This is a genomic window from Flavobacterium faecale, assembly GCF_003076455.1.
In the GTDB taxonomy this organism is placed as follows: domain Bacteria; phylum Bacteroidota; class Bacteroidia; order Flavobacteriales; family Flavobacteriaceae; genus Flavobacterium; species Flavobacterium faecale.
This window is the reverse complement of record NZ_CP020918.1, coordinates 1,579,274-1,602,920: the sequence shown is the minus strand read 5'-3', so window position 1 is coordinate 1,602,920 and position 23,647 is coordinate 1,579,274. Positions and strand designations below refer to the sequence as shown.

Genomic DNA, 23,647 nt, shown 5'->3' with positions numbered 1-23,647 from the left:
TGACCAATTTTTATATAAAGCATTTGAACTACATTTAATTAAAATACAATGATAAAATACATATTACAAAACGCACCTTTTATTGTACCAACTACTGACGGTAAGTTAATAGAGGAACATCATGGAATGGCATCTACTGGTAATCCTGAGGTATCTATTGCTCATATGGTAGCTCCTCCTAAATGGAGTGAACCTTTTCAAACTCCAGAATTTGACGAATACACTTATATCATAAAAGGTAAAAAACAATTTATTATTGACGGCGAAACAATACTATTGGAAGCTGGACAATCGATTCAAATATTTAAAAATACTCGTGTACAGTATTCCAATCCGTTTGATGAAGAATGTGAATATATTGCCATCTGCAAACCTGCTTTTGATTTTACAAAAGTTCACAGAGAAGAATAAGAATCGTAATAAAAGTTTATTTTGCTTAGCTTTTCGTAAACCAAAAATCTATTCAATTGAAAAAAAAGTAATTAACAGCAACTATTTTGCGTGAGATATAACCAAGGAAAGCGTGGGAGCAAATAAAGCAATAGCAGAACTAGTTGTCGACTAAAAAAGTTAAGCTAACCCAGCGAACCAAAAATTTGCCATTAAGGATGGTCACGACCAATATCTTGATGTTAAATAATAAAACAAAAAAATCTCGTCATTGCTGACGAGATTTTTTTATGATTGTATTTTTTCTATAAAGTTTAGATGATTAACATCGCATCTCCGTAAGAATAAAACTTATATTCTTCTTTGATTGCTTCGTCATACGCTAGACGCATCAAGTCATGCCCGCAGAAAGCTGAAATCATCATCAATAAAGTCGACTTTGGAGTATGAAAATTGGTGATCATACAAGTCGCAATACTAAATTCATGAGGAGGAAAAATAAATTTATTAGTCCATCCGTCAAAAGGATTTAATGTTGCTTGAGAAGAAACGGCACTTTCGATAGCACGCATTGATGTTGTACCAACAGCACAGATACGTTTCTTTTTCACCTTAGCATCATTAACGATATCACACGCTTCTTGATTAATTTTTAATTCCTCAGAATCCATTTTGTGTTTTGATAAATCTTCCACCTCAACTGGATTGAAAGTTCCTAAACCAACGTGTAAAGTTACCTCGGCAAATTTAATTCCTTTGATTTCTAATCTCTTTAATAAATGCTTAGAGAAGTGCAATCCTGCAGTTGGCGCCGCTACAGCACCTTCTTCTTTTGCATAAATAGTTTGGTAACGATCTGCATCCTCTGGAGTTACATCTCTATTAATATATTTAGGAATTGGAGTTTCTCCAAGTTCTGTCAATTTACTTCTAAATTCTTCGTAAGAACCATCGTAAAGAAAACGTAATGTTCTACCACGTGAAGTTGTATTGTCTATTACCTCAGCAACTAATGAATCATCATCACCAAAGTATAATTTGTTACCAATACGTATTTTACGAGCTGGATCTACTAATACATCCCAAAGACGTTGTTCTGCATTTAATTCACGAAGCAAGAAAACCTCGATTCTAGCACCCGTTTTTTCTTTGTTCCCGTATAAACGAGCCGGAAAAACTTTAGTATTATTTAGAATCATAACATCGCCATCATCAAAATAATCGATAACATCTTTGAACATTTTGTGTTCTATTGTTTGTTTTTTACGATCAATAACCATTAAACGAGCTTCGTCTCTGTTCTCTGATGGAAATTCAGCTAGAAGTTCTTTTGGCAAATCAAATTGAAAATGTGATAATTTCATTGTAATAAGTTATGAGTTAAAAATTATAATTTATAAGTTTTGATCCTCAGCGTTATAATTGTATGCAAATATACGATTGTGAGATAGGCGTTGTCAAGTGTTTTGACCTTTATTTTTCCTTTTGCCGCAAAGACGCCAAGAAACAACGATTATTTCCTTTATTAATGACTATAATTGGGCTATATCATAACCCAAACCTTTCATATCTTCCCAGAAATCTGGATATGATTTTGAAACTACCTCAGCATTTTCGATAATAATGGGCACTTTTAAAGCTAATGGTGCAAATGCCATCGCCATACGGTGATCATTATAGGTTGCGATTTTGATATTATGATTAATGTTGGTTGATGGAGTTAAGGTCAATGTTTCATTGGTTACCGAAATGTTTGCACCCAATTTGGTTAACTCAATTCGCAAGGCTTCAAGACGATCTGTCTCTTTAATCTTCAAGGTGTGAAGTCCTGTTAAGTGGCAACCAATACCTAAACCAAGACAAGTAACCACAATCGTTTGAGCAATATCAGGTGTATTGTTTAGGTCTAAATTTAATGTTTCCAATTTAAAGTTAGGCACTTTGGTCAAGGTCAAAGCATTATTTTCAAAATGAGATTTCACACCCATTTTTTCGTAAATTTCAACTAAAGCAGAATCTCCTTGTAAGCTATTTTGTTTGTAGCTAGATATTGTAATCGAAGCCGTTTCTGCCAAAGCAACTAGGCTAAAAAAGTAAGAAGCTGAACTCCAGTCAGACTCCACCACCATTTCTTTGGGAGCGACTTCTGCTTTTGGGTACACTCTAATTGTATTACCTTCAAAACTTGTTTTTATATCTAAATCGTTTAGCAATGCTAAGGTCATTTTGATATAAGGCACAGAGGTTATTTCGCCTACTAAGTTAAGCTCGATTCCGTTTTCCAACTTAGATGCTACTAATGATAAGGCCGAAATATATTGGCTGCTTACATTGGCAGGAATATCCACTTTTGAAGCGGTAATTTTTTGTCCTTTGATTCGAATTGGAGGGTAACCTTCCTCTTTCTCATACGTAATCACAGCTCCTAATTTTTTCAAAGCATCTACCAAAACCTTGATTGGACGTTCTTGCATACGTTGAGATCCTGTCAAAACTACTTCACGTCCTTCGTTCACTGCAAAAAATGCAGTTAAAAATCGCATTGCGGTTCCAGCATGATGGATGTCAACAATTTCGTCATTACCTTTTAGGGCTTTTTCCATCACTTCGCTATCATCAGAATTTGATGTATTAGCCAAAGTAATTGCAGGAAATAAAGCTTTTAACAATAATAAACGATTAGTTTCACTTTTTGATCCCGTAACAGCAATGTTTGCTTGCAAATTGGAATGGGTAGTTTGTAACAGTAAATTCATTTTTCAGGTTGTGTGTTATGAGTCTTACTTTAATGTGGTTTGATTCTAAAAAAATAAAAATGCAGAAACCAAGAAATAAGACCACTAAGAAGGGCGCAATTTACTACTCCTTCACTTTAATTCATAATTTAGAAGTTAGATTATTTTAACTTGTCGTTATTTTTGTGACGGTCTTTGTCACGAATAGATTTAAAATCCAATTTTTTATCGAAAGCGCTTTGCAAATCTATCCCCGTTTGATTGGCCAAACATAGCACTACAAAAACAACATCTGCCAATTCTTCGCCTAGGTCTTTATTTTTATCACTTTCTTTTTCTGACTGTTCTCCGTAGCGGCGTGCAATTATACGAGCTACTTCGCCAACCTCTTCAGTAAGTTGCGCCATATTGGTCAATTCGTTGAAGTAACGAACGCCGTGTTCTTTTATCCAAGTATCAACGTCTTGTTGTGCGTTTTTTAAGTCCATTTTATTCTTTAGTTTTTTTTACAAAGATACAAAGTACATTATTATAGGATTAGCATTTAAGAACATTATCCAAGCCTGAACTTAATTTTATTCTGTAATAGCATCATGTTTCTTTAATTCGAAAAAGAAAAAATCACTGTTTCGTTTTCTGCTTTTAAATCTTTGACAAAACAATTTTTTCATTTTGCTTGTTTATCGTTTTTTGGTAAAACTCCTTCAGCATCATATAATGTACTGCAGGAATAATGGCATCATTTACTTGATGTGTGATTGAGATTTGGATTGTATTGCTGACCACATTACAAAAAAAGTTGTACTTACCCATATTATCCATCATAGCAACGGAATAGGATTCTGGAGCCTGTTCTACCTTGTATCCCTCTGGAATATGAATAGTCACACTGTATCTATCCATAAAAGGAAAACCAAAATCTACCGGATACTCTCTAACTTCTTGTTTAAAAGGGTTAACATTTTGAACAAAGAAAAGTAAAGGATTAATATACATTTTACCGCCGATTTGCTCCGTAAACTGATTCCCTGAAAAAGAATAACGTTCAGCTACTGGCTCTTTAAAATTGGCATTAATTGTTCTAGTATACTCTTTGATTGAAATTTTGTGAATGTTCTCCTTTTTTTCTAAATATGTATCTTCTTTTATACCCTTCACATCATTTCTATACTTTAAGGCATAATAATCTAACTTTCGGTCCAGGCATTCTCCTTGCACTTCGCCTTTTTCATCGATTGAATAAATTAATGCCATTGAACTAGTAGAAGGTCCTGTAGGTAGTAAGGGTACTAAACTAGAGGTACCATCGACATTTATCATTCTTCCACCCCAATTTAAAACGCGAAATGGTAAGATATTTTGAGTAGAAAATGGGTCTGAGCCATCCAATAAAATTGTCTTTCCGTTGAGTTCAACGGCGGCGATTACATAATTAAAAGCGTTTCTATTGGGGAAAAACGAAATACCATTGGATCGAGTACTTACCAAAACCGGGTTTACGGTGAAGCCTGCATATCGTAGCATAGCCGTAAGCATGAGGTTGATATCCGCAATATTACCAGTTTTCTCTTTGTATGCTTTTTTGACACCATTCATGCAGGAATAGCCAAATATGTCATTCCATTTTACAGCAGTTTTGACATGATTCAAAATAGCATCAATTTTTTCATCATCAGATACTTTTCCTTTTAGGATATTTGTGATATCCTCTTCAAAATAACCTGTTTTTTTGAGTTCTGGACCAAAATCATCATAATCATAAATTGTTTTAACTACATCTTCCCAAGTAGTAGAATAATATTTGGGTACGGAATTAGGGTACAATGTACTTGTGAGTTCTTGAGATAAGGAAGCAGTATAATTGTCTAGATTATAAACATATGCCTCTGATTTCATAGCGGGAACATCGACACTTACATACTCAGTAACCTTTTCCATAAAATCAATTTTATCACTTGAAAATGTTGTAGAAGTACTTTGATATGCTAACCCACCGTTATCGCCTCTTTCTTTAGAGGTAATAATAATCGAATTATTATTTTGAGAAACCGTAACTTTTGGAAAAATAAAACCTTTCGAATTAGAATTATACTTAAAATACTCCGGTACGCTGTTTGTATAAGAAGAGTAGTTAACCGGAATGCTAGATTGAAAATACCAATCTCTAAGGCTGCTAATTCGCTCCGAATATATAGCATATTCATATTCAATCACACTACCTTCTTTAACATTGGGCATGGTTATTTTTTTCTGGCTCCAAAAACTATTTATTTCATCATTAAATTCACCTTCACTTTTCAATTTGGTTTTTTCAATTTTACCATTGATTAAGTTGTAAGTGTATGCATTCGAAAAAGATACCCTTTCACTTGATCCTCTATCTGAATAGTAGCCTACCTTTTTGGTGGCCCAGTCGTAACCTTCTTTTTTGTATATTTTTACTCTAACCTTAACTTTTAAAACAACTTCAAAACCTTTTCCTTGATTATAAATAAAATTATTAGTTCCTTTTTCGAATAGGATAGCCGCTACTGCAGAACTATCTTTAGGATGTACCTTCTCTTGCAACTCGGCTACACTTACTTTTCCTAATTCAAAACTTTGAGCTGTTGACTGCAAAAACCCGCCAATAAACAGCAATAATGCTAAAAAAATTTTCATTTATACGTTTTTAAATTTTCGACAAAACAATTTTTTCATTTTGCTTATCAGTCATCATTTGATAAAACCCCTTTAGGTTTACATAATCTTCAGATGGAATTATTGCTTCATTGATTTGATGTGTTACGGTAACTTGAAGCCCGCTATCTGTAACATTGGTAACAAAATTAAAAACAGCCAAATCTTCCATGAAGACCATTGTAGAAGTTTCTGGAAATTTCTCTACTTTATATCCTGCTGGAATTTGAATAGAGATGTAATATTTTTCTATAAAAGGAAAACCATAATCTACAGGAAAAGCTCGTGATTCTTGCTTAAATATATTTGTTTTCTGCGCTAGATATAATAAAGGATTTATATACATTTCCCCTCCTATTATCTCTGTAAATTGATTACTAGTAAACGAAAAAGTTTCCATTACAGGTTCTTTCAATTTTCCTTCATTAGCTCTAGTGTATTCTTTGATATCAATTCGCTGATTATTTTCTAACTTTTCTAGATAACTTTCCTCTTTGCTATCCTTTACTTCATTTCGAAACAACATCGCATTGTAATTTGTTCTTTGGCGCCTTCCCTGTCCAGTAATTTCACCTTGATCGTTTATGGCATAATTAAGTAAAACGGTATCACCCGACGGAACAGTTGGCATTAAATTTACAGATGCTGAGCTTATATCCTTTCGAATCAATCGCCCATTCCAGTTCAATGCTCTAAAGGGCAAAATATTAGGAGCCGTAAATGGATCTGAGGCATCCAATAAAATAATCTTATCGACTTCTTCGATTGCAGCAACCACATAATTATAAGCATTTAAATTGGCATAAAAAGAAATCCCATTAGAACGGGTACTTACCAGTACGGGCTCAGCATTAAAGCCTGCATTACGCAGCATTGCAATAAGCATTAAATTAATATCAGCTATATTTCCTGTTTTATCTTTATATGCAGATCGTACACCATTCATGCAAGAATATCCGTAAATACCATTCCATTTAACAGCCGATTTAGCGAAGTGTAACACCGCCTCAATTCGCTCCTGAGCTGCGACCTTACCTTGGAGTGCAACTGCTAAATCATTTTCAAAATACCCAGTTTTATTTAATTCTAAACCAAAATCATCCAAACTATAAATTGTTTTTACTACATCATCCCAGTCCGTAGCATAAGCCTTTATTTGTGCGTTAGGAAATTTGGTCATCGTTAATTCTTGCGATATACTAGAGGTATAATTGTCTATATTATTCACATAGGCTTCTTCTCGCAGTGCAGGCACATTTAAGGCTATGTAGTTGTTTACGTTCTCAACAAACTCAACTTTTTCTTCTACTTTTTTTGTAGCTTGTGAGGAGCTCCATGACCTTTGTACACCTGCACCACCCTGTGTAAGAAAATTATCTTGTACTTTAATGGACAAGTTAAGATAATTACTTTTCACCGTTTTGGTTACTTTTGGCGCTACAAAGCCCTTCAGGTTTGAGTTGTAGATAAAATACTCCGGAACAGCATTGGTGTACTCAGAATAATTTACAGGAATTGTGGTTTGAAAATACCAATCACGAAGGCTGGCGTATCTAGCGGTTACCAAATTATATTCAAACTCAATTACACTCCCTTCCTTAATATTGGGCATTGTAATTTTCTTCTGTTTCCAATATTTATTTATGTCTTCATCAAATTCACCTTCACTTTTAAGTTTCACTTTTTCAATTTTACCACCTACCAAATTATAGGTAACAGCGTTATCTACTTTGATACTTTCATTATAGTCCTTATTAGCGTAATAAAGTATTTTTTTTGTTGCCCAATCAAAACCTTCTTTTTTGTATATTTTAATACGAGCCTTGACATTAAATACTACACGAAAACCTTTTGTGTTGTCGTAAACAAAATTATTAGTTCCTTTTTCGAATAGGATAGCCACTACTGCAGACGTATCTTTAGGATGTACCTTCTCTTGCAACTCGGCTACACTTACTTTCCCTAATTCAAAATTTTGAGCTGTTGCTTTTGTTGTTATAATCCATAGGATTAGAATAAAAAGCATTGACTTTACTTTCATAACATTACATTTTTGCAATAACAATTTTTGCATTATCATTCTTTGATACTTGTTCATTAAAAAGGCGGAATTCATCATATTCTTGATTAGAATAAGTCCCTTTATTTTTCAGAAATAACCTTTTGTACACTATTGTTGAATTATCTTTTTTAGTAAATTCGATAGTATAGGTCCCAAATTTGGATTTTAAAGCAACATTTGATGGCAAAAATTCAACTGTAAATCCTACTGGTAACTTAACCTCTATTTCGTCTACATCGATAAATCCTCGTTGTACTTCAAACGGACTTTTTCTGTTTCTCATTTTCTTCACATCCGAAGAATATTGATTAAAGGCGTTAAGAGCAAAAATCATTTTATTGCCCGATAGGTTTCCGTAATTATCACCATTAAACACCATATTTTCGATAATCTGAATTTGGTCTTTATCATTTATGAATTTAGATTCTATAACTTTTAAATTACTAATGTTCGACAAAGAGTTCTTGTAATGCAACTCTCTATCTCGGGTTGATAATTTTTCAATTTGACACTTATAATGGTATTGTGTTCCTTCAGACACACGCATCAAAGACCCTTTGAAATTTCCTTCGGGTGAGATTTCGAAAATTCCTTTACTTTTTTGGCTGTTGTCTTGATCGTGATATGCTTTGGTATGTAGAATTTCTCCCCCTTCTGGCTTAATGACGATTACATCTCTATCATCTGTAAAGTTGGCTTGATACCCAAATGGAACATCCTGACTTGTACATTCTAAAAAAATATTTTCTTTTCCGTTGGGTACACACAATATTGCATGATTACCTTGTAGTGATGTAAAACTACCATCAATACTTTTTAGGTCATCATCACCATACAATTCGGTATAGTAGGATGGCACACCAACAACCTCAAGCAAGGATCGAGTATAATTTGATAAGGCTTTGCAATCTCCATAACCTAGTCGATCAACATCATTGGCCAACATGGGTTTAAAACCACCAATACCGACTTGCACACTTATATAGCGTGTTTTATTTTGCATGTACTTGTAAACAATCTTAGCTTTTTTGATAGGGTCTGTCTCTGTGCCAACAACTGCCAATATCTTCGCTTTCGCCTCGTCAGACAAGTTATTGGTTCCTTTTAAAATGTTTTCTGAAAACCAAGCTCCATATTCTTTCCAGTTTGAAGCTGAACCATCTACTCCTTCAAGGTTAAAGGAGTCAAGACCCATTATTAATTTGGGCATCGTTTTATAAACTGAACAAAGCCCTTCAGGAGATAGTGCATTACAATTTTGCACTTCATACTGTATTTTTCTTGGGCTAACTTCAATTTCTTTAACATTATATTTCTCGAAGTTGAATGCTTTACTTCTTAGCCCTAATTCGGCTGGGCATGTAACATTTAATACACTTTTTTCAACGCTTTCAAAGTAATTGGACATTGGATTCCAAGAGGGAATGTTTGCAGTGGTTGAAGTAGAAAAATCACTTTCAAAACAAATAGTAAAAGGATATTGTATAGGTGTATACTGCAAATACACTACTCGGGCATCAGAAAAAAGAGTTCCTCCACCGACAGCACTTTGATCTATAAAATCTTTTCGTCTAATTTTTTTTATTTCAGATCCCTGCGCGTCATACACAATAGCCTCCATATTTTTGATCGAAGAGCGATTATCATAACCTTCAACTGCATCGATGGCTTGCATCCCTTTTTGATTGAAGACGGTAACAACTCGTTTTTTATGAATAGTCATTGCACGCTGAGATGCAACATTTATATCTATTTGATACAAACGAACAACTGCATTTGCATTGTCTTTTAAACTGTCAGCAATAAGAGTGACAGCATATTCTTTTTTTTGAGCAAATAAAGCAGTAGAGAACAGGAGTAAAAGAAAATAGGTTAGACCGAATTTCATAAGAAATATATTTTCGATAAACCTAAGAAAAATTCTGCTAAAGAAAAACTAATTATTCCTTATTTTTTGAATCTATGCTTATTGTTACTGGTCCATCATTGATAAGTGCCACTTTCATATCGGCACCAAATATTCCCGTTTGCACCTTTTTACCTAATTCCAATTCCATTTTTCGAATAAAACTCTCGTACAGTGGAATTGCAATATCTGGCTTTGAAGCTTTGATGTACGAAGGACGATTTCCTTTTTTGGTTGCAGCCTGCAGTGTAAATTGGCTCACAACAATCATTTCCCCCTTCACATCTTGGATGGAACAGTTCATGACCTCATTCTCGTCGGCAAAAATTCGGATCTTGGTTATTTTACCTACCAACCAATCAATGTCTTCTTGATTATCTGCATCTTCAATACCAACCAAAACCAGTAGCCCTTGTTGTATATCTGCAACTACCTTAAAATCAACGGTAACAGAAGCCGATAGAACCCTTTGGATTATTACACGCATTACGCTCTTCCTTTATCACTGTTTTGACGGTCTTCGTCATAAATATCGGTGCGGTATTGCTCTTCGTCTCCTTCTAGAATTTTAAGATAACTATTGTATCTCGACCAAGCAATCTCATCCTTTTCCAAAGCTGCCTTTACAGCACATTTTGGCTCATCTTTGTGCAAACAATTATTGAATTTACATTGGTCTTTCAGTTTGAAAAATTCAGGGAAATAGCCACCTATCTCGGCCGGCTCCATATCCACCATTCCAAACCCTTTGATTCCGGGTGTGTCAATAATACTTGCACCAAATGATAAATCATACATCTCTGCAAAAGTAGTGGTGTGTTGTCCTTGCTTACTAGCGTCTGATATTGTTTTGGTTTTTAAATGCAAAGAAGGCTCCATTGCGTTTACCAAGGTAGATTTTCCAACCCCAGAATGCCCAGAAAACATACTTACTTTTCCAATCATCATTTCTTGAAGTACCTCCACACCTTTCCTTTCCGTAGAGGATACGCGCAAACATTTGTATCCAATTTCTTGATACACGTGTTGCATGTACAATTGCTCGTCAAGGGTTGCCTCGTCAAAAGTATCTATCTTATTAAAAACCAATATCGTTTCGATACCATAGGCTTCTGCTGTAACCAAAAAACGGTCTATAAAATTAAACGTAGTAGGTGGATTGTTGACAGTAATCAATAAAAAAACGCGGTCAATGTTGGACGCAATGATGTGCATTTGGTGTGATAAGTTCACCGATTTTCGCACAATGTAGTTTTTCCTTTCGTGAATATGATGAATCACTCCAGTTACCTGTGCGTTGTTTTCTTCGATCTCAAAGTCCACAACATCGCCCACAGCTATAGGATTGGTACTTTTGATACCCTTCATCCTAAACTTTCCTTTTATTCTGCATTCTACAAAATCACCTTGGTCAGATTTTACACTGTACCAGCTTCCTGTGGATTTATAAACGATTCCTGTCATGGTGCAAAGATAATTTTTTGTTTCAAGTTTGTCTCCAAGTCTCGGTATAAAGTTTAAAGTTTTTCATGTTTATCAAATCCATAAAAAAATCCCCATACTCATAAAGTATGGGGATTTGAATATGTAAAATCAAAAGAGATTATCCGTTGATCACTTTTTCTTGGTGTTCGATACTTTCTTGGTGAATTGCTTTGAACAATTTTGTTGTAAACTCACTAGACAAACCGTTTTTTGCACCTGCGTCAAGCACTTTTCCTTGGATTTCATTCCAACGGCTATTTTGCAAAACTGCTACATTATTGTCTTTTTTCACTTGACCAATTTCTTTAGCTACAGCCATACGCTTACCAATCAATTCCAATAGATTACTATCCATGATATCGATATTAGCTCTCAATTTTGTCATTTTATTTTCAAAATCGCTATCTCCACTCACTTTTCTTACTTTCAAATCTTTGAAAATTTGTTTCAAAGCGTCTGGAGTTACTTGTTGAGCCGCATCAGACCATGCATTATCTGGATCGATATGCGTTTCAATGATCATACCATCATAGTTCAAATCCAAAGCTTCTTGAGTCACTTCAAGAATCATTTCACGGTTTCCTGTGATATGAGATGGGTCAATGATTAAAGGTAAATCAGGGAATTTATTTTGTAATTCAATAGCAATTTGCCATTCTGGAATGTTTCTGTATTTTGTTTTTTGGTATGTAGAGAAACCTCTGTGGATTACACCTAGGTTTTTGATACCTGCCATGTACAAACGTTCAACACCACCTAACCATAAAGCCATATCTGGATTTACTGGGTTTTTGATCAAAACGATTTTATCTGTACCAGCCAATGTATCAGCAATTTCTTGAACCGCAAAAGGGTTTGCAGTTGTACGAGCACCTACCCATAAAACATCAATATCATGCTCCAAAGCCAATTTACAGTGTGCAGCTGTAGCAACCTCAGTTCCCATTAGCAATCCTGTTTCAGCTTTAGCTTTTTGTAACCATTTTAATCCAATCTCACCAACACCTTCAAATCCTCCTGGACGTGTTCTTGGTTTCCAGATACCTGCTCTAAAAACACTTACATCAGAATCTTTCAACTCGTGAGCAATTTTCAAAACTTGATCTTCAGTCTCTGCACTACATGGTCCAGCGATTACAAACGGATGTTCCAATTTGAATGCATCTAACCAATTTCTCATTTCTTTCTTATTTTCCATCTTTACTAATTTTTAGTTTCTATATTTTTAATTAATTTTTTCTTTTCTTATTCTGTAATCCTGTCCTTATTTCTTCAAACCGTTCAAGATTACTTTAATTTTATTCACACTTTGCATTTCATCATAAATTGCATCGTAATTATCATCTTGCAACAATTCTTTGAACTGTGTCAAATTCGAAATATATTCTTCCAACGTTTCTACAACCTGTTCCTTGTTCTGTTTAAAAATTGGTGTCCACATTGCTGGCGAACTTTTTGCCAAACGAACCGTGCTTTCGAAACCAGAACCCGCCATGTCAAATATATCTTGCTCAATTTTTTCTTTCTCAATCACCGTCTTACCAAGCATAAACGAACTTATGTGTGACAAATGCGATACGTAGGCGATGTGCTTGTCATGCGACTTTGGATCCATGTACCGTATGCGCATCCCAATAGCTCTAAACAAATCTAACGCGCGCTCTTGTAACTTAAAAGCCGTTTTTTCGACCTCACAAATAATGTTTGTTTTACCTTGATACAAACCAGTAATCGCTGCTGATGGACCCGAAAACTCTGTACCTGCAATTGGGTGAGCCGCTATAAAATTTCTCCTCTTTGGATGGTTTGCGACTGCTTCACAAATCGGACTCTTGGTCGAACCAACATCAAAAACAATCGTTTCTTCCCCTGCATAATCCAAAACTTGAGGCACGACCTTCATTGCTACGTCAACAGGAACTGATACAATTACAAAATCAGCATTCACAACCTCTTCCAATTTGGCAGCTTGGTCAATCACCCCCAATTTTAATGCTTCAGCAACGTGATCTTCATTCAAATCCACGCCATAAACCGTCGCCTCTGGGTACAAACCTTTGATGTCCAAAACCATCGAACCACCAATTAATCCTATTCCAACTACATATACTTTCATTCTTCTTTTTATTTGTAGCTAATCCTGCTCCGGACGCTTCGGGACGTTAATCAACAATCTAAAATCGACTTATCGCTTCTTGTATTTTCTCTTCTTTTACACATAATGCAAATCGGATATATCCTTCGCCATTGCTTCCAAAAATAGTTCCTGGTGTGATGAAAATATATTTTTCATGCAAAATCTGATCAATAAATGCTTCAGCAGAATCAATTCCTTCTGGCAATTTTGCCCAAACAAACAATCCAACTCCTTCTTTATATACTGTACAATTCAGCTTTTCGGCCAATTGTTCTGTCAATATTCTTCTTTTGGCATAAACAGCATTCATGGAATCAAACCAGCTTTTATCACTTTTCAAAGCGGCAATCGCCCCTTTTTGAATTCCGAAAAACATTCCGCTATCCATGTTGCTTTTTACTTTCAAAACAGCATCAATGCAAGCCGCATTTCCCAACACCATTCCTACTCTCCAGCCTGCCATGTTGAAGGTTTTACTCAAGGAATTTAACTCCATTGCCACATCCTTAGCACCTGCAACCTGCAACAAACTCATCGGTTGGTCGTTCAAAACAAAACTATAAGGATTGTCGTTAACCAATAATATGTCGTGTTTTTTGGCGAAAGCAATTAACTTTTCGAATAACCCTAGACTTCCTCTTGCACCCGTAGGCATATGAGGATATCCAATCCACATGATTTTCACTTTCGATAAATCTAACTGTTCCAAAGCTTGAAAATCAGGCTCCCAATTATTTGCTTCTTTCAAATCATAATATACTGGTACTGCTCCAACCAAATTGGTAACCGAAGTATAGGTAGGATAACCTGGATTCGGAATCAAAACATGATCTCCTTCGTTCAAAAACGCAAGTGAAATATGCATAATCCCTTCTTTCGATCCCATCAATGGCAAAATCTCAGTTGCTGGATTAACCGTCACTCCAAAATTATTTTGATAAAAGTCAGCCATACTGCTACGCAACTCTGGCAACCCTTGATAACTTTGATATTGATGACCATTTTCATCCTTCATTCCTTCAATCACTGCATCAATCACGTCTTGCGACGGACTCAAATCTGGACTTCCAATTCCCATATTGATAACTGGATTTCCTTCAGCAGCTAGCTGTCTTACTTCTCTCAATTTTGATGAGAAATAATATTCTTCAACTGTATTCAATCTATTCGCTAGTGCAATCATACCTTTTATGTATTACTCATTTCTGAGTTATTCTTTTTTAAACTTTCGAACTAAAAAAATTATACCGACGGTTTGGTGTTTTTATACTCTCCCAAAATCTTAAAATATTCCGCCATAATCTCAAGCAATGACTTTGCTTTGGCAAAATCGGCATATTCTTCAAATGTAACATCTACAAAAAATGAATATTTCCAAGGTGTTTCAATTTTTGGCAGAGACTGTATTTTGGTTAAATTCATCCTACAATCACTCATCACATTTAGCACCGCTGCCAAACTTCCTCTTTTATGGTCCAATTCAAATTTGATCGAAGCGCGGTTGATCTCATTTTGAGGTACAAACGAATTCTCCTTGTTAATGATTACAAAACGAGTCATATTGTTTTTAATCGTTTGTATTGCGGGAGCCAAAATCTGCAATCCATACATCTCTGCAGCTACCGTACTACCTATTGCAGCGATACCTCTCAAGTTTTTAGCTTGAATTCTGCGCGCTGTCTCGGCCGTATCTTTATCCTCAACAATCTTAATGTTTGGATATTTTTTTAAAAACTCCATACATTGCAACAAAGCCATTGGGTGCGAATAAACCTCTTGAATATCTTCGATATTTTGTCCTGGTAACGCCATCAAATTTTGAGAAATATTCAAATAATACTCTCCAATGATGTGTAAATCATTCTTATCAATCAAAGCATAATTAGGAATAATTGGCCCTGCAATAGAGTTCTCAATCGCCATAACCGCTTGTGTTGATTTGCCCGAAAGCAAACTATCAATCAATTCCTCAAAAGACAAACACTCGTCAATTGCAACTTCTTCATTATAATACTCCTTCACCACTTGATGATGAAATGATCCTTTTATACCTTGTATTGCAATTTTTGCTTCCATAAACTCAAAAAAAAATCCTGATTTTCATCAGGATTGTATATTATCTTTATTTGTTTCTTTTACTTCTCAAATAACCATAGCACAATCCTTACTTCTCGTTAAAGAAGAAATAAGTGTTGCTAAAATAAAATCGGTTATTAGACATCTGTAATGCTTTGTAATAAATTTGAGTCGCAAATGTAAAACTTATTTTAAAATCATACCAAAAAAATATCAAATATTTTAAAAAAATATAGAAAAACCAACAAATACAATCGATTTTTCCTTATCAGCAATAGAAAAAGAAGCAAAAAACAGATTTTTTAGCAATTTGATAATCTAAAAACATAATCGTGATATAAAATTTACAAAAAGTTCAAATTCTAACGACGATGAGCACCAATAAATGCGTCGATTTGCGAATTGAAATACGAAACTGAATAATTTTCTGTTTACTTTTGTATCAAATAATAAAGTTATGTCTATAGCGGTTACAAATATTTCAAAAAGTTATGGCGCTCAAAAAGCGTTAGACAACATTTCTTTCTCGGTAAACAAAGGAGAAATTGTTGGTTTTTTGGGTCCAAATGGAGCTGGGAAATCTACTTTGATGAAAATCTTAACTACATATTTAAATGCTGATACAGGAATCGCTCTTGTGAATGGACATGATGTACAACTAAACGCAAAAGCAGTTCAGTTATCTATTGGTTATTTGCCAGAACACAATCCGTTGTACTTGGATTTGTATGTTCGCGAATATTTGGCTTTTAATGCAGATGTTTACAAAGTAGCAAAATCTAGAATTGATGAAGTGATTCAGCTAACTGGTTTAGCAAGCGAAAGCCATAAAAAAATAGGTCAGCTATCCAAAGGATACCGTCAACGTGTAGGACTAGCAAATGCTTTGCTTCACAATCCTGATGTTTTAATTTTGGATGAACCAACTACAGGACTGGACCCAAACCAGTTGATCGAAATAAGAAACGTAATTAAAAACGTAGGTAAAGACAAAACGGTTTTCCTTTCTACACATATTATGCAAGAGGTGGAAGCGATTTGTGATCGTGTCATCATCATTAACAACGGAAAAATTGTTGCCGATAAAAAACTAGATCATCTCATCTCTGAAGAAAAAGAACAGGTTCTAGAAGTGGAATTCGATTATAAAATAGAAGAGCAAGTGATTGCCAAAATTGAAAACTTAGTTTCGTATAAAAACACCCACGACATGACATGGGAATTGACTTTTAAAGCTGATAAAGACATGCGTCCCACAGTTTTTGACTTTGCCAATGAAAATGGATTGAAAACACTACAACTCAATCAGAAAAATAAAAACCTAGAAGCTATATTTAGGGAAATTACTAAATAAGTTTTCAGTTTACGGTTTTTAGTATTCAGTCTTAACGCAAAAAGCATCATTTTTATGGTGCTTTTTTGTTATAAGTTACTTTTCCATTATTATTCAAAAAATTAACCTCATTTTTTTTTTAATATCTAAAATTTATTCTGACATTTGAAATTCACTTTTTAATCAGAAAAATTATGAGAAAATTTACTTTTTTGTTTTTAATCGTTTTTATTAGCTTTTAGTCTACAAAAGCAGTAGCACAAACAGATCCTTTACTAGGTCAAATTTCTATGTTTGCAGGTAATTTTGCACCAAGAGGTTGGGCTTTTTGTGATGGACAATTATTAGCTATCTCACAAAACACAGCATTATTTAGCATTATAGGAACAACTTACGGCGGCGATGGAAGAACAACCTTTGCTTTACCTGATTTGAGAGGAAGAGTACCAATGCATCCCGGAAATGGACCTGGTCTTTCAGGAAGAAGTTTAGGTCAATCTGGAGGTACTGAAACAAATACATTGAATATTTCCCAAATGCCTTCACATAGTCATACAGTAAATGCAGTAAGCACAGACGGAAATACAAATGATCCCACAAATGCACTTCCAGCAAATACAAAGGTACTTGACAAAGAATACTCTACTGCAGCAACTGATGCTGTTATTATGAAAAGCACAATGATCAGTCCAGCTGGAGGTAATTCATCTATCAACAATATACAGCCTTATAGAACTGTAAACTTTATAATTGCCTTACAAGGTATATTTCCATCTAGAAGTTAAAACCTATGAAAATGATAAAACAAATACTTTATAGCCTAGTCATCATGTCAAGTATGTATTCAAATGCACAGACAATAACCTTTAATGGTTGTCATGATTTATTCGAGGATCAAAACTATATTTTTAATTATTCAGGAACAGATACTACTGGAAGAAATTTTTATACAACTACCCCTGTCAATGGAGATCAAGATTGTGGAGGACTAGGAACTTGTGAGTTCATGCTGAAATGGAACGCTATTACATTAAAATGGGAATTTTTAGCAGATAGCGGAAATGGTGATTTTATAGAGCCCAGTTTAATCTATTCGAATTCATCTGCTTCATTACCAAATCCACCCGACATTAACCTTGGTACATGGACAGAGAATACAGCGTTAACAGCATCTGAATGTGGTGGTAATCTAACTACGACAAATGCTATATTAACTGGTGCAGTACAAAGCACTACGTTAGGGAGCAATTTGATAATTACAAATAATGATGTAGTTGTATACCCTAACCCTGTGCATGATGTGTTGCATTTTACTAGTGCTACTAGCTTAATCGAAAATGTTGCAGTTATGAATATGCAAGGTCAAAAAGTTATCAATACAACTTCAAGCAATTCTGAAGTAAATGTATCAGCATTGCAAACTGGTGTTTACTTTTTGAATTTAAAATCTAAAGAAGGTGTTTCAGTTTACAAATTTGTAAAAGAATAATTCTTCTTTTTTTTTTGACTGTATTATAATTACATAGAACAAATAGGATTTATTCTCCGATCCTAAAATTATTATAAAGCAAAAAGCATCGTTTTTCAGGAAACGATGCTTTTTTTTATTACGCGGTTTGCAACTAAATATTCTTATTAATGCAAATGCCCTAGCCTAGACCAGCTGGCTGGTAGTAGTGATAATCCCTTTATTATTACATTTTTGAGAGAAGAAAAGATTGCAAAGTCACGAAAGATCAAGAGTGAAAATAGCTCCTGAAAAAATTACTTATTTTTCTCTTTTAAATACAATTCTGAAACGGTATAAAATTTCATGTTGTTTGCCTTGATGTATTTGCAAATTTCAATCAATGTTTTGTATTCTGTCTCATATTTTCCCGTGGCTTTCAAAACGGGTTTATGCGCATAAAAAACAACGATCTTATTATTTTGTTTAGCATATTCTACCAGCGACAAAAAATACGGAATACTAAATTGTGGATAGCTATTGTCAATTCCTAAACCTAGTAGGACACGACTGTTATTGTCAAAATAGCATTTTTGCTGACTTGGCGATAGACTTCCATAAGTAGTACCTCTAATGATATTGAACTCATGCAATAATAGCGTATCTGTGATTGCATCGTGTGAACCATACGGGTATGCAAAAGAATGAACGGGGAGCGCATGTACTCTCATGTCTTCTAGCATAGGTAAAATTTCGTCATCTAAGTAGCCTGCTGCACCATGTCGTTTTTCAAAAGGTGCTGCTTTCAGATGTATCCAACCGTGACCTCCTATTTCGTGCCCTTCTTTTTTTAGTTCTTTTAACTTGTTTAATTGTTCGTATTTTAGTTTTTCGAATTCACAAACAAAAAATGTAGCTTTCCAATCGTATGGCTTCAAGATCGTATTGACAGTAAACCATTCATCAACATAATCATCATCAAAAGTAATTGCAACGCCTGCTTGAGGTACGGTTTCGAAAGGCGCTTCTATATCTTCTTCGATTTTAGTACACGAAAAAACCGATAGGATGCAAACAAAAACAGCACACCAAATAGTGCGCTGTTTTCTATAATTATTATTTATGTTCATAATCGAATGGATTAAAAAACCTGACTTGCGATATTATAAATATTATCCGATTTCCCCATTGAGTAATAATGAACGCAAGGCGCACCAAATTCAATTAACTCCTTGGATTGTTGCACTGCAAACTCTACTCCAATTTGACGAACGGCTAGGTTGTCTTTGGCATTTTCGACATCGCTTATCAAACTCTCCGGCATATCTAACCAAAAGACTTGCGGTAACAATTGTAAATGACGCTTAACTGCAACTGGTTTGATTCCAGGAATAATTGGCACTGTAATTCCCATTGCTCTTGCGGATTCAACAAACTTAAAATATCGTTGATTATCAAAAAACATTTGGGTAACAATGTAATCTGCTCCCGCATCTACTTTTTCTTTCAACCTTTTTAGATCGGCTTCTAGACTTGGTGCTTCAATATGTTTTTCTGGATAACCGGCAACACCAACACAAAAATCGGGTGCACTTTTCATCGGCATGGTATCGTGTAAAAACTGACCCGAATTCATCGCTTTGATTTGTTTCACCAATTCAGATGCATAAGCATGGCCTCCTTTTGCAGGTTCGAAATATTTCTCGCCTTTCATCGGGTCTCCACGTAATGCAACCAAGTTGTCGATGTTTAAATAATGGCAATCTACCAATAGATATTCTGTTTCTTCCTTAGTAAACCCACCACACAACACGTGCGGAATAGCATCTACGCCATATTTATGCTGAATAGAAGCGCATATTCCAACTGTCCCAGGACGCATACGTGTAATACGACGGTCAAAAAGTCCGTCTTTCTCTATGTAAACAAACTCTTCTCTCGAAGTAGTTACATCAATAAAAGGTGGTTTGAATTCCATCAAAGGATCTATATTTTCGTATAAATCATTGATATTACTTCCTTTTTGCGGCGGTACAATTTCGAAGGAGAACAATGGTTTTCCTTTGGCGTTTTCTAAATGTTGTGTTACTTTCATAGCCCCCTAACCCCCGAAGGGGGAATTACAATCGTGTCTAAAAAACTCGACTCGATTTGGTTAATAATTATATTGTTTTTCATTCTTTATGTGCATTAATTAACAATTACCTCCAAACTCTAATTTTTATTTACAAAGATTAGAGTTCCCCCTTCGGGGGCTAGGGGGATTAATCTGCTATATTAGGACTCAACCATTTTGTGGCTTTGTCTGTAGAGATGCTTCTACGTTTTGCATAATCAATTACTTGGTCTTCTTTTATTTTTCCTAGCCCAAAATACCTTGCTTTTGGATTTCCAAAATAATAACCTGACACAGATGAAGCGGGCCACATAGCCATACTCTCGGTCAAAGTTACTCCTATTTCTTTTTCTACATTTAATAATTTCCAGATTGTTGGCTTTTCCAAGTGGTCTGGACAAGCAGGATATCCTGGTGCAGGACGAATTCCGGCATAGGTTTCCTTAATCAATTCGGCATTGCTCAAGATTTCATCTGCTGCATAACCCCAAATCTCTTTACGTACTTTTTCGTGTAGGTACTCTGCAAAAGCTTCTGCAAAACGGTCGGCAAGTGCTTTCACCATAATCGAATTGTAGTCATCAAAATCTTTTTCGAATTCGGCTGCCCATTCGTCAACTCCAAAACCAGTAGTTACACAAAATGCACCCATATAATCGACTACTCCATTGTCTTTTGGCGCAATAAAATCGGCTAGCGCAATATTTGGTGCTCCTTTGGTTTTTTGAGATTGTTGACGCAAAGTCAAGAACGTTTGCAACGGTTTTCCGTTTTCGTCTGTCAATTCAATATCATCGTCGTTGACTTGATTCGCAGGAAAAATTCCGTAGATACCTTTGGCTTGTAATTTCTTTTCGGCCACAATCACTTTCAACATCGCTTGTGCATCTGCAAAAACGGCTGTTGCTTGTTCACCAACTACTTCATCCGTCAAGATTGCTGGATATTTACCAAACAATTCCCAAGTCTGAAAAAACGGAGTCCAGTCAATATAAGGAACTAAAACATCCAAATCTACTTCAATAATTTGCTCCCCAATCACTTTTGGTTTTACGGGTATGAACTCGTTCCAGTCCAATTGCATTTTATTTTTACGAGCATCTTCAATCGTCAAGAAATTTTTATCTCTTGAACGGTTTAAAAATGACTCTCTAAAAGCATCGTAATCCTCACGAATTCCGGCAGTATAGGTTTCGCTATTTTGGTCTAATAAATTTCCTGCTACCGTAACCGCTCTCGATGCATCGTTTACATGCACTACGGTTGACTTGTATTGCGGAGCGATTTTCACGGCTGTATGCGCACGCGAAGTCGTAGCTCCCCCGATCATAATCGGAATTTTACTTCCTCTTTTATCCAATTCTTTGGCCAAAAACACCATTTCGTCTAGCGAAGGCGTAATCAAACCACTCAGTCCAATAATATCCACATTGTGCTCTATAGCAGCTGCAATAATCTTTTCTGGCGCAACCATTACACCCAAATCAATGATTTCGTAATTGTTGCACGCCAATACCACCGAAACAATATTCTTTCCAATATCGTGAACATCTCCTTTTACTGTTGCCATCAATATTTTTCCCGCCCCCCTAGCCCCCGGAGGGGGAGCCGTCAGTGCGGAATAAGTTTGAGTTAAAACTTTTTCCATTTCAAATAAAACCTCATCATTGGTAAATCGGATTACTTGATATCCCTCCGAATTCAACCATTTAGTTCTTTCTTCATCACTAGCAAAGTTTTCTGGTAGTTGATGAATTAATCCATCAACCTCAATTATTACATTCTCTTGTAAACAAACAAAATCAGCAATATAATCACCTATAATATGTTGTCTTCTAAACTTATATCCTTCTAATTGTTTACCACTTAATTCTCTCCACAATACCCTCTCTGCATCTGTAGGTTCATTACGCATTTTTTTAGCAAAATCCTTCAATAAACCATAGTTCATCCTATTCGCAGTTTCCCAGTGCTTTGAGTCCTTAACTCCCCCTTTGGGGGTTGGGGGGCGTTTTCCTGCTTCAATGTAAGGCAACAAATAGGCCACAGCTCTTTTCATTACACGTGCCGATTTTACTACCTGAGGCAAAAACATTTTTCCGCTTCCAAATAAATCTCCGACAACGTTCATTCCCGCCATCAAATTGATTTCGATTACTTCAATCGGTTTTGTAGCCGCCAAACGTGCTTCTTCAACATCGGCAACAATAAATTCGTCTACTCCTTTTACAAGGGCATGTGTAATACGTTCTTGAAAAGTTCCCGAACGCCATTCTTGTATCGCTTTTTCATTCGACTTCACATCGCCTCTTACGTTTTCTGCAAGGTCTAGTAAACGCTCTGTAGCATCATCGCGACGGTTCAAAATTACGTCTTCTACGTGCTCCAACAAATCTTTCGGAATGTCATCGTAAATTGTTAACATCTCTGGGTTTACAATTCCCATTGTCATTCCGGCTTTGATCGCGTGGTACAAGAAAACCGAGTGCATCGCTTCACGAACGGTATCATTTCCTCTAAACGAAAACGACACATTACTCACCCCACCGCTTATGTGTGCGTGTGGCAAATTGGCTCTCACCCATTCGGTTCCTCTAAAGAAATCCAAAGCGTTCAAGCGGTGTTCGTCCATCCCCGTAGCGACTGGAAAAATATTCAAATCGAAAATAATATCCTGCGCAGGAAAACCTACTTTGTTTACCAAAATATCATACGAACGTTGGCAAATCTCTACTCTACGGTCGTAATTATCTGCCTGACCAGTTTCATCAAAAGCCATCACAATCGCCGCAGCTCCATAACGTTTAATTAGTTGTGCGTGATGGATAAAAGCTTCTTCTCCTTCTTTCAACGAAATCGAGTTAACCACACATTTCCCCTGCGCTACCTTTAGCCCAGCTTCAATAATATGCCATTTCGAACTGTCAATCATAATTGGCACACGGGCAATATCGGGTTCGGCAGCAATTAAGTTCAGGAATTTCACCATCGCATATTCACCGTCTAGCATTCCCTCATCCATATTAATATCGATGATTTGTGCTCCACCTTCTACTTGCTCCTTCGCAATACTCAAGGCTTCATCGTACTTCTCCTCTTTTATCAATCGAAGAAATTTTCTAGAACCCGTCACATTCGTACGCTCCCCAACGTTTACAAAAACACTCTCAGGCGTAATAATCAAAGGCTCTAATCCCGATAAAACCAAATTTCTTCTTGCTACTTTTTCTGCCATTTTTTTAAGTTTCTAAGTATCTCAGATTCTGAGTGACTAAGTTTAT

Annotated in this window: 19 protein-coding genes; 4 read left to right on the top strand and 15 right to left on the bottom strand. The window is 35.6% G+C overall.

Translation table 11 applies throughout. The features are described from left to right. The first annotated feature begins 48 nt into the window (after positions 1 to 48). A complete protein-coding gene (locus FFWV33_RS06985; protein ID WP_108740246.1) occupies positions 49 to 411 on the top strand; it encodes a cupin domain-containing protein in 363 nt (120 codons plus the stop codon). A gap of 293 nt (positions 412 to 704) precedes the next feature. Here FFWV33_RS06985 and queA read toward each other — a convergent pair whose 3' ends face one another. From queA to FFWV33_RS06925, 12 genes are all read right to left on the bottom strand, one after another. Continuing rightward, entirely contained in the window at positions 705 to 1,754 is a 1,050-nt protein-coding gene (gene queA, locus FFWV33_RS06980) for a tRNA preQ1(34) S-adenosylmethionine ribosyltransferase-isomerase QueA (protein WP_108740245.1), read from the bottom strand. 168 nt (positions 1,755 to 1,922) lie between these two features. After that, positions 1,923 to 3,146 (bottom strand): 3-phosphoshikimate 1-carboxyvinyltransferase, encoded by a 1,224-nt coding sequence (gene aroA / locus FFWV33_RS06975; protein ID WP_108740244.1) that lies wholly within the window; start codon positions 3,144 to 3,146, stop codon positions 1,923 to 1,925. Positions 3,147 to 3,286: 140 nt separating this feature from the next. Next, positions 3,287 to 3,613 carry a nucleotide pyrophosphohydrolase gene (locus FFWV33_RS06970; protein WP_108740243.1) on the bottom strand — a complete coding sequence of 109 codons (327 nt, stop codon included), beginning with the start codon at positions 3,611 to 3,613 and terminating at the stop codon, positions 3,287 to 3,289. Positions 3,614 to 3,767: 154 nt separating this feature from the next. Beyond that, complete coding sequence (locus FFWV33_RS06965; protein ID WP_108740242.1) at positions 3,768 to 5,786, bottom strand: DUF3857 domain-containing protein; 2,019 nt, start codon at positions 5,784 to 5,786, stop codon at positions 3,768 to 3,770. Between the two features lie 10 nt (positions 5,787 to 5,796). Next, a complete protein-coding gene (locus FFWV33_RS06960) occupies positions 5,797 to 7,845 on the bottom strand; it encodes a DUF3857 domain-containing protein (protein ID WP_108742484.1) in 2,049 nt (682 codons plus the stop codon). A gap of 4 nt (positions 7,846 to 7,849) precedes the next feature. Continuing rightward, positions 7,850 to 9,754, bottom strand: coding sequence for a DUF3857 domain-containing protein (locus FFWV33_RS06955; protein ID WP_108740241.1), 1,905 nt, complete (start codon positions 9,752 to 9,754; stop codon positions 7,850 to 7,852). Positions 9,755 to 9,806: 52 nt separating this feature from the next. Next, a complete protein-coding gene (gene dtd, locus FFWV33_RS06950; protein ID WP_108740240.1) occupies positions 9,807 to 10,259 on the bottom strand; it encodes a D-aminoacyl-tRNA deacylase in 453 nt (150 codons plus the stop codon). After that, positions 10,259 to 11,236, bottom strand: coding sequence for a ribosome small subunit-dependent GTPase A (gene rsgA / locus FFWV33_RS06945; RefSeq protein WP_108740239.1), 978 nt, complete (start codon positions 11,234 to 11,236; stop codon positions 10,259 to 10,261). The genes dtd and rsgA overlap by 1 nt, the downstream gene beginning before the upstream one ends. A 139-nt stretch (positions 11,237 to 11,375) precedes the next feature. Next, positions 11,376 to 12,455, bottom strand: coding sequence for a bifunctional 3-deoxy-7-phosphoheptulonate synthase/chorismate mutase type II (locus FFWV33_RS06940; protein WP_108740238.1), 1,080 nt, complete (start codon positions 12,453 to 12,455; stop codon positions 11,376 to 11,378). Positions 12,456 to 12,521: 66 nt separating this feature from the next. Further along, a complete protein-coding gene (locus tag FFWV33_RS06935) occupies positions 12,522 to 13,373 on the bottom strand; it encodes a prephenate dehydrogenase (protein ID WP_108740237.1) in 852 nt (283 codons plus the stop codon). 58 nt (positions 13,374 to 13,431) lie between these two features. Further along, entirely contained in the window at positions 13,432 to 14,577 is a 1,146-nt protein-coding gene (locus tag FFWV33_RS06930) for an aminotransferase class I/II-fold pyridoxal phosphate-dependent enzyme (RefSeq protein ID WP_108740236.1), read from the bottom strand. A gap of 59 nt (positions 14,578 to 14,636) precedes the next feature. Further along, complete coding sequence (locus FFWV33_RS06925) at positions 14,637 to 15,470, bottom strand: prephenate dehydratase (protein ID WP_108740235.1); 834 nt, start codon at positions 15,468 to 15,470, stop codon at positions 14,637 to 14,639. Positions 15,471 to 15,927: 457 nt separating this feature from the next. Here FFWV33_RS06925 and gldA point away from each other — a divergent pair, with 457 nt between their 5' ends. The 3 genes from gldA to FFWV33_RS06910 all read left to right on the top strand — a co-directional run bounded on the left by gldA (position 15,928) and on the right by FFWV33_RS06910 (position 18,292). Then, positions 15,928 to 16,824, top strand: coding sequence for a gliding motility-associated ABC transporter ATP-binding subunit GldA (gldA, locus tag FFWV33_RS06920; RefSeq protein ID WP_108740234.1), 897 nt, complete (start codon positions 15,928 to 15,930; stop codon positions 16,822 to 16,824). A 269-nt stretch (positions 16,825 to 17,093) separates the two neighbouring features. After that, entirely contained in the window at positions 17,094 to 17,588 is a 495-nt protein-coding gene (locus FFWV33_RS06915) for a phage tail protein (RefSeq protein ID WP_108740233.1), read from the top strand. An 11-nt stretch (positions 17,589 to 17,599) separates the two neighbouring features. After that, positions 17,600 to 18,292, top strand: coding sequence for a T9SS type A sorting domain-containing protein (locus FFWV33_RS06910; protein WP_159085982.1), 693 nt, complete (start codon positions 17,600 to 17,602; stop codon positions 18,290 to 18,292). A gap of 275 nt (positions 18,293 to 18,567) precedes the next feature. Here the strand turns inward: FFWV33_RS06910 and FFWV33_RS06905 are convergent, their stop codons facing one another. From FFWV33_RS06905 to FFWV33_RS06895, 3 genes are all read right to left on the bottom strand, one after another. Beyond that, positions 18,568 to 19,380 (bottom strand): polysaccharide deacetylase family protein, encoded by an 813-nt coding sequence (locus FFWV33_RS06905; protein ID WP_108740231.1) that lies wholly within the window; start codon positions 19,378 to 19,380, stop codon positions 18,568 to 18,570. Positions 19,381 to 19,391: 11 nt separating this feature from the next. After that, positions 19,392 to 20,345: a methylenetetrahydrofolate reductase [NAD(P)H] gene (gene metF, locus FFWV33_RS06900; RefSeq protein WP_108740230.1), complete on the bottom strand. Its 954-nt coding sequence runs from the start codon at positions 20,343 to 20,345 to the stop codon at positions 19,392 to 19,394. 169 nt (positions 20,346 to 20,514) lie between these two features. After that, complete coding sequence (locus FFWV33_RS06895) at positions 20,515 to 23,601, bottom strand: vitamin B12 dependent-methionine synthase activation domain-containing protein (RefSeq protein WP_108740229.1); 3,087 nt, start codon at positions 23,599 to 23,601, stop codon at positions 20,515 to 20,517. Positions 23,602 to 23,647: the final 46 nt, after the last annotated feature.